General features: G+C 32.7%; 1 protein-coding gene (only partly in view). It reads left to right on the top strand.

All coding sequences use genetic code 11. The annotated features are described in order from the left end of the window. Positions 1 to 15,041, top strand: partial view of a hypothetical protein gene (locus tag CRU95_RS16915; protein WP_129099101.1) — the 3' portion only. Its footprint begins 12,430 nt before the window's first position; only the last 15,041 of its 27,471 coding nucleotides appear in the window; its start codon lies beyond the left edge, outside the window; its stop codon occupies positions 15,039 to 15,041. The last annotated feature ends 26 nt before the right edge of the window (positions 15,042 to 15,067 follow it).

The raw sequence follows: 15,067 nt of genomic DNA on the forward strand, positions 1-15,067 counted from the left end.
GTGGAGCTGATAATGATACTATCTTTAGTGGTACTGGAAATGATTTAATAGATGGTGGAACAGGTACAGATACAGTAAACTATTCTCAAGCAATTGCTGCTGTTAATGTAGACTTAGGCATTGAGACAGCACAAAACATTGGTGGAGGAATGGGTTTAGATACTTTAGTTGGTATCGAAAATGTTGTTGGAAGTAATTTTGATGATACCTTTAAATCACATTTTACACGAAATAATAGTTTTGATGGATATGGTATTGACTCAAATGGAAATACAGTTGATTATAGTGAATTAGTAGTTGATAATAAAACAGAAGATTTTGTAAAAGTTGATTTAACTGGAAATGGTTTAATTTATATTGATGGGGCATTAAGTGCAACAGATAGTTATACTAATATTCAAAATATAACAGGAACCGATGGAAATGATACTATCTATGGAGATAGTGGATCAAATACTTTAAGAGGTGGTGCTGGTGATGACACTCTTATGGGACGAGATGGTAATGATTATTTAGATGGTGGATCTGGTAATAATACTGTAAATTATAACTATACGACTGGTGGAGTTGAAGTTGATTTTAAAGTTGGATTAGGATATGTAAATACAGGAGATCAAGATACTCTTGTAAATATCCAAAATGCAATAGGTGGAAGTGGTCAAGATAGATTTAAAATGGCTACAGGAGTAACTGCTAATATTATTGATGGGAATAGTAATAGTGGTAATCTTGTTAGTTATGAATACTATACAGCAGGGGTAAATGTTGATTTAGGAACACAATCTTCTCAAGAAGTTGTAACAGGAGACTTTGATACATTAATTAATATTCAAAATATTAAAGGTGGAGAAGGTAATGATACTTTCAAAACCAATTTTACTGCAGCAAATCAATTTGATGGTAATAGTGGGAATAATACTATGGATTATAGTAATGCCGCTTCTAATCAAAGCATTACCGTAACTCTTGATGGTGCAAATTATAGAACAGTAATTATTACAAATGCATCAAATGATACTATTAAAAATATACAAAATATTATTGGTGGAGCTGGTGCTGATAACATAGTAGGAGATGGAAATAGTAATATCCTAAGAGGTGGAGCTGGTGATGATATTATCAATGGAAATGCTGGATTAAACTCTCTTTATGGTGATGAAGGTTCTGATACAATAACAGCTGGTACGGGGGATGATTTCATTGATGGTGGTTTGGATGATGATGTTATTTATGCAAACTCTGGGGCAAATATTATTTATGGTGGAACAGGTACTGATACTATTTCAAGTGGAAGTGGAGACGATACCATTTATGGTGGAACTGCTGATGTTATAGGTACAGAAAAAGATTGGGTTAGTTTTCAAGATGCTCTAGCTAGTGTTACTGTAAATTTAAATAAATTAAGTGGAAGTAGTATTTCAGGAGTATTTACAGGAGCTACAGGTTATGCTACAAGTATTGCAACAGGTACAGATAGTCTTTTTGGTATAGAAAATATTATTGCTAGTGCAAACAATGATATTGTAACACTTCGGGATACCCAAATAAATACTATTTACCTTTCTGGTGGAAGTGATATTGTAAAAGCTGGTAGCTCTTCATATACTGGTGGTAATACAATTGATGGATATGGAATAACTGGAACTGAGAGTAGCTCAGACAGTGATACTATGGATTATAGTGTTTTAAGTGATAATACAAATAGTATTTCAGTTGATTTAAATACCTTAGATACAAATGGTTTTGCTACAGTTGATTTTACAGATTCAAATATTTCAGATGATTTATTAAAAAGTATAGAAAATGTAACTGGAACTGCTGGAAATGATACTTTAATAGGAAGAGACTCTACAAACAATACTTTAATTGGTGGAAGTGGAAGCGACTTCTTGATGGGTAGAAGTGGAAATAACTATCTTGATGGTGGAGATGGAAGTTTAGGTAACTATGTAAGTTATGGATATGTTGGAAGTTCCAATAATGTAGTAGTTGACTTGACAAATCAAACTGCAAATGTAGTAGGTAGTGGATACAGCGATACTATTAGAAATATTCAAAATGCCATTGGAGGAGCTGGTTCAGATACAATCACTGGAAGTGGTGCACAAAATACATTGATTGGTGGAGATGGTGCCGATAAATTTGTTATGATGGGTGAAATTGGTGATACAGTATATGCTGGAAATTGGGATGGTTCAACTCATACAGATACAAGTACACAAGACAGTATTGATTATAGTTCTTATAATAATCAAGTTATTGTAAATCTTACTTCTCAAACAGCTAAAGTCGATTTAGCAAATAATAATTTTGCAAGTGGTACAAAAGATGATACTTTCTTTGGTATAGAGAATGTTATAGGTACATCTTTTGCAGACACTATTACAGGTGGAGCAGGAGTTAATACAATTCATGCTGGACTTGGAAGCGATATTATATATGCGGGAAGTGGAGCAGATATAATTTATGGTGAAGCTGGTGATGATACTATTTATATGCAAAGTGTTGCTAATTCAGCATCAAACTTTGTAGATGGTGGAACTGGATTTGATTTAGTTGATTATAGTGGATTAGATCAAAGAGTTGTAATTAATATGCAAGGTGTTACCAATGTAGATGTTCAAGTGGGTAATACATCAAATCATCACACAATCACCTCTATAGAAAATATAGTTGGAACAAATCAAGATGATACAATCACAGGAAGTGATGGGGTTAATACTTTTGTTGGATTAGATGGAGTTGATAGTATCTATGGAATTGCTGGAAATAATCTTATTTATGGTGGTTCACAAGAGAGAAACTCTACCTCATCAGATGGTGATTTTATTCAAGGTGGAAGTGGTAATGACACTATTTATGGAGCTGCTGGTGCCGATGATTTAAGAGGTGGCTTAGGAAATGATACAATCTTCGCTGGAGCCAATGACGATATTATTCGAAGTGGAATAGGTGAAGATATTGTTTATGGTGAAGCAGGGAATGATACTTTTGTATTTGAAGCTGCTGATAATATGACAAACTTTGTTTATGGTGGAGATGAAACAAGCGATAATGGAACTCTTGATATGGTTGATTATCGATTAGCTATCAAAGGTATGACCATTGATTTAAGTGGAAAAACAAATATAAATAGTGCCAATGAAGCTACATATGATGCAAATGTTATAGGAACATATAATAATAATGGTTTTGCCTATAGTCAAGATCAAGGATTTAATCTACTTTATGGAATCGAACAAGTAAGAGGTAGTGATTTAGAGAGTGATACTATAAGAGGTAATAGTTCTACTAACTCTATTTGGGGACATGGTGGAGATGATACCTTATATGGAGTTGATGGAGCAAACTACTTAGATGGTGGAGCAAATAATGACTTGATTTTTGCAGGTCATGGTGCAGATGTTATGGTAGGTGATAGTGGAGATGATACTTTTAAAACCTATTACAATGCAGCAGGAACAAATGCCGATGAAAAATTTGGAGGAGATAACACTATTTATGGTGGTACTTGGGATGGTACTACTGCAGGACTTGCTGGTAGTGATCTTGTAGATTACCAAGTCATTGACAACAATTATAATGTATTTGTAGATTTGGGATTGACTAATGGTAGTGTTCAAATAAGGGATAACAGTACTTTAACAGTTCAAAAAACTGATGCACTTTTTTATATTAATAGTGCTATTGGAACAAGTGGTAATGATACTTTCAAAGGAAATTCAAATGCAAATGTCTTAAATGGATTTGCAGGTAATAATACAGCACTATATACATATACTGCTCTAATTGCAGGTATATCTGTAAATTTACAAGCAGGAACAGTAGATAAAATAGTAACTGGAAATACAAATCTTACTGATACTTTATCAAATATTCAAAATATAGTTGGAACTAGTTATGATGATAATTTTGTAACAAAAATAAATGAAGCAAATATTATTGATGCAGGAGACCAAGGATCAAATGGAGATACTATAGATTATAGTACAAATGGTACAACAAATATAGTTCTTGATTTAGATGTTTCTCATACTACTGATTATTATGGAGTAGGAGCAATTAATGATGGTACATATGCAAGTGTATATGTAAGCAATGGTTCTACTGATAAGATAAAAAATATTGAAAATATCAAAGGTAGTGGTGGTTCTGATACTATTTATGGAAATGATTCTGATAATACTATTTATGGTATGGGTGGAAATGATACTATTTATGGAGTTGCTGGTTCAAATTATATTGATGGTGGAGCAGGTGATGACTCAATTTATAGTGGAACAGGAGCAGATAAATTATTTGGTTCTTCAGGTAATGATATCTTTAGAGCAACGAGTGCCTCAAGTTTTGCAGGAGATGTAATAGATGGTGGAACTGAACTAGATAGTTCTAATAACTTTATTGGAAGAGGTAGTGATACTGTTGATTATAGTTTATTAGATACAACTGGTTTTACAAAAGGTGTTGATTTAACTTTATCAAACGATACAAATACTACGGTAACTATAAATGACAGCAATTCTCATACTATTGTCAATATTGAAAATATTATAGGAACAACTGTTAATGATATTATTAATGGAGATGGTGGAGATAATACATTAGTAGGTGAAACAGGTAGGGATACTATTAAAGGAACAGCAGGTAATAATACTATTTATGGGGATAAAGTTGATGGTAGTGAAGCTGATGTTGTAGGAAATAGTGATTTAATTTATGCAGGAACTGGTGACGACAAAATTTATGCTGGTGGTGGTAGTGATACAATTCATACTGCATTGGGAAGTGACACTATTTATGGTGGTTCTGGTGATGACTTTATTTATGCTGGTGTTGGAAGTAATAAGATTTATGGTGGAAATTATATTGTAGCTACTCAAACACATAGTGATAGTGGAAATGACACTGTAAGTTATGAAAATATTGTTGGAAGTGGTGTTATTGCAAGATTGAATTCAAACTTAGCAATAGTTAGTGCAACAGGAAATGCTGATGTATTATTTGGTATAGAAAATGTTACTGGTACAGCTTTAGCAGATGAGATAGTAGGAAATTTGGCTGAGTCAAATACTCTTATTGGTGGTGCTGGTAATGACACAATAAATGGATTAAGTGGTAATAATAATCTACAAGGTGGAGCTGATAACGATACTATAATCTCAGGTAGTGGAGATAATGTTATAGATGGTGGAGCTGGAAGTGATACAGTTGATTATAGTTATTTAACAGGTACATCATTTGGTGATGACGATGCAACAAATGGTCAAGTTAATGGAATCTATTATAGTGGTGTAAAAGTTGATTTAACAGATTCTAATACTCAAAGAATACATGATAACTATGGTAGCGATACTATCTCTGGAATTGAAAATGTTATTGGTTCTACAAAAGATGACCATATTATTGGAAATGATGAAATTAATATTCTTGATGGAAAAGGTGGAAATGATTATTTTGTTCTAGGACAAAATATAGATACTATTCTTGGAGGAACTGGAACAGATACTATTGAGTTCAGTGATACGGGAAGAAATGGTACTACTATTGGTGGAGTAAATGTTGATTTAAATAAAAATCAAACTCTAGGAAGTGCTGATACTTATAGAGTAATTGATGATGGATTTGGAAGTGCAAAATATCTTGATAGCATTGAAAATGTAATAGGTACTAGTTATGATGATATTATTTTTGGAAATGGAGATGCCAACTCATTAGTAGGTGGTGCTGGAAATGATACATTAAAAGGAAGTTTAGGTGCAAATGTTCTTGATGGAGGAGCAGATGAAGACTGGGCATATTTTGATGATATAGTAGTTTCAGGTGCTACAATAGTACTTGATACTGATGGAGATAATTCAAATGGTAGCCAAGGTACATCTACTATAACAGGTTATCAAACTACATTAATGGGTATTGAGCATGTAAAAGCAACAGCATTATCAGATACTATAATAGGTGATTATAATGATAACTCAATATTAGCTGGTGGTAATAATGATACTATTTACTCTTCACAAGGGAGTGATTATATTGATGGAGAAGAGGGTTCTGATACAGTAGATTATGCAAGAAGTGATGTAAGTGCTGGAGTTATCATTGACCTTGGTGCAACTCAAAATAATGGAGATAACACTACTTGGGCTGTACAAAATGATGGATATGGCAATAAAGAAAGACTTTATAATATAGAAAATGTAGTCGGAACCAAAGAAGATGATTTCATAAAAGGTAATGGGCAAAATAATACTTTATTTGGAAACGAAGGTACAGATACACTTTATGGAATAAGTGCTAATAATATATTAGTAGGTGGTGCAGGAAGTGATGTATTTAGAGGTGGAATAGGTGATAATATAATTTATGGTGAAAGTTATGTATCACTAGGTGGAGCTGGAACTGAAAGTGCATTTGAAATTGCAAACGCAAGGGATAAAATTGATTTTAGTGATGCTGGTGTTTCTGTTACATTAAATTTAAGTGCGACTACTGATATAAACTATATAAATGAAACTACACTTACCCTTGATGCAAGAACTTCAATTGGTTATGGAAAAAACACAATTTATAATGTTGAAGATGTAGTTGGAGGAAGTGGTTCAGATACCTTGATTGGATCATCTGTTGGCAATGTAATAGATGGTGGAGCTAACAATGATATTTTATTTGGATTTGGAGGTTCTAATACCTTAATAGGTGGTGCAGGTGATGATACTATTCTAGGATTATTAAGTGGTGATGCTATTTATGGTGGTACATTTGATGGAACAACTGCTACAAATAGTGGATCAGATTGGGTTGATTATAGTTATATTACTCCTACAGATACAAGAGCTATTAATGTTGATTTATCAATAGGGTCTAATCAAGTAAGTGAAGTAGGAAATAGTGCTAATGCAGATACTTTAACTCATATAGAAAATGTTGTTGGTACTTCAAATAATGACACACTAAAAGGAGATGATAATTTTAATATCATAAATTCACTTTTAGGATACAAAGGGGATGATAGTTTTATTGTTTCAAAAGGAAGTGATTATTTTGATGGAGGATTAGGATTCAACAGTGTTGATTATAGTAGTGTTGATTCTGCTAATGGAGGTTCAAAAATTGTAGTTGATTTAGGACTTAGTAAAGCAACTGACAATGGGTATCACCTTGATCCAAGTGGTGCAAATACTGTAGTAGAAGATGATTTAATAAATATCCAAAAAGTAATAGCTACTAATTATGATGATACACTTTATGGAAGCTCTTATGGAAATATATTTGTAAGTGGAGCAGGAAATGACCTTGTAGATGGTAGAGAAGGTGATGATACTATTTATGGTGTTTCTGGAAACAACAAATTATCTGGAGGATCAGGAGCTGATACTATTTATGGTGGAAGTGGAAATGATACTTTAAGTGGTGATGCAGGTAATGACTTACTTGATGGTAGTTTAAATGGTGATAATACTTTCATTGGTGATACAGGTGATGATACTTTTATAGGTGGAACAGGAGTAGATACTCTTTATTATGCAAGTAGTCAATCAGGAATTGCAGTTACTCTTAAAGCAGATGGAGAAGATGGGACAATTGTTAGTTCTACAGATGGTACAGATATTTTAAAAACTCACTTTGAAAGAATTATTGCTACAAATTATAAAGATACTATAGACTTAAGTGATGGTAGAGGTGACAATACAGTTTTAGCCTATGGTGGAAATGATACAATAACAGCAAGTATTGCCCATAATGATTCTATTTATGGTGGAGATGGAAATGATGTTATTTATGCAAATGGTGGGACAAATAAATATTATGGTGGAAATGCAACCCTAGATGGTTCGGGGAATATTATAGGACATTTGGGAAGTGGAACAGACACTTTAAGTTATATAAATGCAACAAATAGTGTAAACATAGATTTAAGTACAAACCAAGCTAGTGATAATGGATTTGGTTCAAGTGATGAAATCTATGATATCGCATATGTTACAGGTTCAAATCATGATGATGTTATAAAAGGTAACTCAGGAATTAATAGAATTGTAGCTGGTGATGGCGATGACTGGATTATTGCAACAGCTGGTAATGATGAAATATATGGTGGAAACCATACAACAACAGATGGTTCACAAGGTAGCAGTACTGCTATAACAAAAGGTGGAGACTGGTTAAGCTTTGATGAAATAACAAATGGACTTGATGCAACAATGAGTGCAAATTCTATTACTTTTGGTGGATATACTCCAAATATAGTTGAAATAGAGAACCTTTTTGGTACAAAATTAGCTGATATATTAAGAGGGGATAGTAATAATAACACTCTTCATGGAAATGAAGGTAATGATACAATATATGGAACAGCAGGAAATAACTTCCTAATAGGTGGAGAAGGTGATGATACTTTAGAAGGTGGAACTGGTATTGATAGATATGATGGAGGAAATGAATCTTTAGTTTCAACAGATGATTCAGTTTTATATGCAGGAAGCTCAAATCATGGAACAAATACAATTAGTTTTTATGATGCAAATAATGCTGTAAATATTGATTTAGCTTATGACAATGGTGATGGTACTTTTGGAAGAGTTTTAGATGATGGCTCTTCAAATCATAATGTTGAAACATATATTAGAAATATAAATAATATAACAGGAACACTAAATTATGATGACATATTAAAAGGAAATAATGAGTCAAATATTATAAGTGGACTTGGTGGATTAGATACTATTTATGGAATAGGTGGTGAAAATACACTTTCAGGTGGTACTGGTAATGATACTATTTATACTGCTACTTCAAAAACAGGAAGTGATAGAGGAGATATTGCTTTAGGTGGAGAAGCAACAGATAGATTAGTAGGGTCTTTCCACAAGGATTTATTAATTGGTGGTCAATTTGTAAATAATAGTGGAACTGTAACTTACACAGATATAAGCGTGGATTGGCTTGATTATAGTTCTCATACAAGTACTCATGACTATGGAGTAAATATAGATTTATCTACTGTTTCTGCTGTTACTTTTACAGGTACAGATTCTGATAGAAGTGATTATGATAGTGATTATTCCAAAATATACGAGTTAGATAATACAGGAGCTTCAACTACAAACTTTGATTATATAAAAGGTATAGAGTATATAAAAGGAAGTAATTATATTGATACTTTAAAAGGTGATAGTAATAATAACTCTATTTTAGCTGGTGATGGTGATGATGTTATTTATTTAGATTCGGCTGGAAGTGATTATATTGATGGAGAAGGTGGTTCTAATTGGCTTAGTTTGGAAGATAACTATAGAGGAACTATTCGATTAGATAATAATTTAGCAGGTACATCAAATGGAAATGTAGAGATTCACAATGTAGCTAATGTATTAGGTAGAAGCTCAAGTGCCCAATCTGAAACTGTATGGGGTGGAAATGTAGATAATACTTTTATTCTATTTGATGGAAATGATACAGCACTTGGTGGAAATGGTTCAGATGTATATGATATGGGTGCTGGTAATGATAGAGTTTATTCAAACTATGGAAGTGATACTTTAATAGGTGGCGCTGGAACTGATACAATAGATTATTGGGGAAATTATGGTTCTAATCAAGGTTCTATAACTATTTTAAATAACATAGTAGCAGCTGATTATAATAATTTAGCTACTGGACTTGGAAGTTTAAGCATTACAGACAAAACAGTGCAATATAGTAAATTAACTGTTGATTTAAATGGTGTTGGAAGTATTACAGATGGTGAACATTGGTTTTATCAAATAACAGATGGTAGAGGATATACTGATTATCTATATGCCACATCTAATCCAGCAAATGCTTTTGATATAAATAATTCAAATCCTGATTTTGAAAATTATAGTTTAGGTTCAAGAGCAGATATATTTAGTGGTAGTAATTTATCAGAAGTTGTTTCAGGTAATAATGGTAATGACACTATTTGGGCAAATGGTGGAAACGATAATATCTCAGGTGGATCTGATGAAGATACAATTTTTGGAGTTTCTGGAAATAATGTATTAAATGGTAATGGTGGAAATGATCTTATTTTTGGTGGAACAGGAAATGATAATATATATGGTGAATCAGGAAATGACACTATATATGCAAAAGCTGGTACAAATAATATAGATGCTGGAGCCAATGATGATATTATATATGCAGGAAAAGGTGTTGATGATATAGATGGGGGAAGTGGGGAAGATACATTAAAATTTGATGGTGCCAATACAAGAGTTGTTGTAAACTTAGGAAGTGATGTTTTATCTTATGATAGTACAACAATAACAGCTGGTAAATTTATATCTAGTTGGAAAGATGCTTCAAATGGTGAGCAAACAGGAACAGTAAGCGGAATTGAAAATGTAGATGGTACAGACTTTAATGATACGATTAGAGGAAGTGATTCTGTAAATACATTAAATGCTGGTGCAGGTGATGATTATATTTTTGCAAGTTTAGGAAATGATAATATTGATGGTGGTACTAATACAGCTGGTGACTGGTTAGATATTAGTTTAATAACTACAGATAGTGGAGCTAGTATAAATCTTGGTGGTGGAACAGGACCAATAGGAGTTAGATTTGATGTCTCTGCAACACAATATAATCAAGTTACTACAAATATTGAAAATATACAAGGTTCTCTTCAAAATGATGATATCCTTGGTAATTCTTCAAATAATATATTAGATGGTAATAGTGGAGATGATAAAATCTATGGTATCTCTGGTGAAAATACACTATTAGGAGGAGAAGGTAATGATACTCTTTATAGTGGAACAGGTAATGATATTATAAATGGAGAAGCTGGTAATAATAGTGTTGATTATACTCATAGCCATACTGCAAATGTAAAAGTAAATCTTGATAGTTCAACACATAATGGTATAGCTTCTATGACAGGGCTTACAAGTACTATGACAGATATCTTATCAAATATCCAAAATGTAGTTACAGGTGGAGGTAATGATACAATTTGGGCAAACAGTGATACTAATAGCATAAGTACTGGTTCAGGAAATGATGTGATTTATGGAGGAACTGGAGTTGAGGTAATTAATTCAGGCTCAAACAATGACTATATTTATGCAAGCCAAGGTAATGATATCATAGATGGTTCTACAGAAATTGATATGGTTGATTATTCTTCAAGTTCTACAGGTATTACAGTAACTCTTGGAGATAGTGGAGCTGAAACTAATTTAGAACATACAATTGGTGGAAATGCTTATACTGATAAACTTACAAATATAGAGGCAATAACAGGTTCCTCAACAGTTTCAAATAATCTTACTGGTAATAATATGGATAATACTTTAATTGGTGGAAATCAAACTGATATTATCAAAGGTGTAAGTGGTGATAATAGACTTGATGGTGGTGATGGAATTGATACAATTTATGCAGGTAGTGGAAGCGATGAAATAATAGGTGGAAATACTGCTGAGAACTGGTTATATTATACTGATTTAGGAACTACAAATATAAATGTAAGTCTAAGAAGTGGTGAAGCTACTTATGGAGCACAAAGTGATAGCATAACTCAAATTAGACATATTAAAATGGCAAATGGAACAAATACAGTAGAAGGTGACCAATTTGATAATACTTTACAAGGTGGAACTGGAACAGATACTTTAAGTTTCTCTGGTGCTTCAAGTGGTGTAACAGTAAATGTTACAGCTAATGGTGTGGGAACTGCTAACGGTGATGGAAATGATAATTTTACAGGATTTGAAAACTATACCCTTTCTTCAAATGCAGATACAATAAATCTAAGTGATGTATATGGAAGTACTATTGATGGCGGAAATTCATTAAGTGATGAGGTTGATTATTCAAATACAAGTTCGGCATTAACAGTAACAGTTGCAAATGGAAATATAAGTGCAACTGTTACAGATGGTTCTAGCACAGATACCTTACAAAATGTAGAAAAAATTATTGGTGGATCTGGAGATGATATATTTGTTGTGTCAGATGTAACAAATATAGATACCCTTGATGGCGGACTTGGAACAAATGAACTTCAATTAAGTGGAAGTAATCTTGACCTATCTTCTGTGACATTATTAAATTTTGATACTATTACTGTTGCAGCTGGAGATACTCTAACTCTTAGTGCCACTGATTTAGATGATAAAACTATGACTATTACACTTGGAAATAGTGCTACTTTAGAAGTAATAGCAACAGGTAATCCTAATGACCATGATTTTGGTGGAATTACAGTTTCAAAAGGAACAAGTGCTACGGCTCAATTGATTTCAAATGAAACAGTTAATTTAACAACAAAAAATCTAAACAATATTTTTGATACATATTCTACAACAAATGGTACTTTAACATTAGGTGAATCTCAAGTTATTGGGAAAACTATATCAGGGGCAGGAAGTGCCATTGTAGAAATAAGTGCTGATAGTAATCAAGATTATAACTCTATTCTAACACTTGATACCCCTACAAATGGGACAGTTAAATTTACAGCAAACTCAACATTTACTGGAGATTTTGCTAATTCAAATATTGTAGTAAGCAATGCAGTTACATTAAGTACAACTTTTGATAAATTATCTGGGAAAACAAATGTGTTAAGTGGTGCAGGTAATGTAACTCTTTCTGATGCAAATGTGGATGCAAGTAATGTAGATGCTGTCGCAAATGCTATCGATGGAGTATTAACTACAACTATAACCACTGGAGAAGTAAAAACAACATTAGACGCAATCACAAATGTAAATGCTAATGATAATATTACATTTACTACAACTGATACAACTGTAGATGCAAGCGATTTAGTTGACTTAAATGCAAAAGTTGATACATTTGGTGTAGATACAATTACAGATATTACAGAAGCCTATAATACAGTAAATGCTGCAACAGAAGTTGTAAATGCATTAAATATTACGGGAAATACAGAAAAAGTTCTAATAACAGGTGGTTCTTTAGCAGCAAGTGATGTAAATGCAATATCAGCTGCAACAACAGGAGTTGTAACAGCAGTAGTAACAGCAGCAGCTGCATCAACATTGGCAAGTGCATTAACAAATACAGATACAAATGATGTATTAACAATAACAGTAAATGCAGAAACTGGTGGAGCAACTACATCTGCTGCAGACCTTGTGTCTTTAAATGGAGACACTAACCAAGTTATTACAATGAGTGCAGTAACAAGTGTAAGTGGTACATATAGTGATTTAAATGATATATATGTAACAAATGCGGCGCAATATAATGGTGAGGGTGATGAAGCAGTAACAATTACAGGAACAGTAAGCGCAACACAAGCAGATATAATAGCAGATGCAACAAGTGGAATAGTAACAGCAACAGTAGCAGCAGATAGCGCTTCAGCATTAAATGCAGCATTAGAAGATAGTGGTTCACAAGTAAATGCATATAGTTTAACTATAAGTGGAACAACAGTATCAGCTTCTGATTTAATTACTTTAGATAGCAAAACATCAGTTGCAATTGATACAAATACAAACATAACAACAATAACTGGAAGTGCAGCAGAGTTAAAAACAGTGCTTGAATCAACTGGTATAAATACAGCTGCAAATGTAAATGTTGAAATTACAGGAACGACAGTGGCAACATTAGCCCAATTAAAAGCAATTAATGATGCAACCAGTGGAGATATTACATTAAATGCTCAATCAATAAGTGCAGATTATTCAGGTCTTTCATCAGATGTAAAAGCTGCATTTGCAGGAAATATTACAGAACATACTGGAACAATTCACTTAACAGATACTTCTGTTAATGCAAGTGATGTAAATATAGTAGCAAAAGTAACAACAGGAGTATTAACAGCAGTAGTAACAGCAGATACAGCAGCTGCACTAGTTTCAAACTTAACAGATGCATCTGCAAATGATGCTTTAACCTTAACAGTGACAGGAAGTGCAGCAGCATCAGATTTAAATATATTGGATGGCAAAACATCAGTTGATGTAATAGTAAATGCAACTAATGTAACTGGAAGCTATAGTGATTTAAACAGTTTATATGTGACAAATGCTGGAAGTTTTAGTGGACTAGGTAATGAAGTTATAACAGTAAGTGATACAACTATATCAGCAGGAAATTTATCTGAAATAAATGGTTATACTACAGGTAATGTTGATGCATCAAATGTAACTAATATTGAAGGAACTTTATCAGATATTAATAGCCTATATGGAGAATCAGGATTTATTAATTTATCTGGTAATACAGCAGATTTATCAACTTCAGGTAATTTTGATAGTGTTACTGACTTTAGTAATATAAATAATGGTGATATTGATAATTTAAATTTTGCTACTGGTGATGATAAACTCTCTTTTACAGATAGTTCAAGTTTTGATAACTTTACTAATAAATTTAATAATATTGATTTAAATAACGGAAATGATGAGTTTGATTTCTCTTCAGCTGTAACAAGTGATTTAGATTTTAGCAATGTTTCAAATCTTGAAACATTGAATTTTAGTGACAATGATGATTCTGTAACTTTTGGAAGTGATGAATATACTACTGGTATTAGAACATTAAATTTAGGAGATGGAACAAATACAGCTGACTTAAATGCAGATACTTCATCTTCTGTAAGTGTAAATGGTGGAATAGGAAATGATGAATTTGTACTTGACTTTAGTAGAATTAGTGAAAAGGATTATCAAGTAGATGGTTCTGCGGGAAGTGATACTATTACACTACATGGATATAACGGTCAAGATGCTCAAAGTTCACTTAATAATGTATTTAATAGTATGGAAAAATTAGACTTGTCTGATTCTGGTGGAACATTTACAATTGATGCAGATGTAATTAATAGTTGGAATGGTACATCTAATGAATTTACAATAAGTGGGGCAGGGGATGATACTTTAAATATTACGACAACAGATAATAACTATAGTTGGTCAACTGATGGTACAACATGGAATAATACTGATATTAGTGATGCGGGAGCCGGTACATACTATATAGATACAGATAATAGTACTCCATCTACTGATTTAACAATACATGTTGTATCATAAAACAAAGGTTCTTGCTTTAAAAAGAA

This window comes from Arcobacter sp. F2176, from assembly GCF_004116465.1.
In the GTDB taxonomy this organism is placed as follows: Bacteria; Campylobacterota; Campylobacteria; order Campylobacterales; family Arcobacteraceae; genus Arcobacter; species Arcobacter siniprincipis.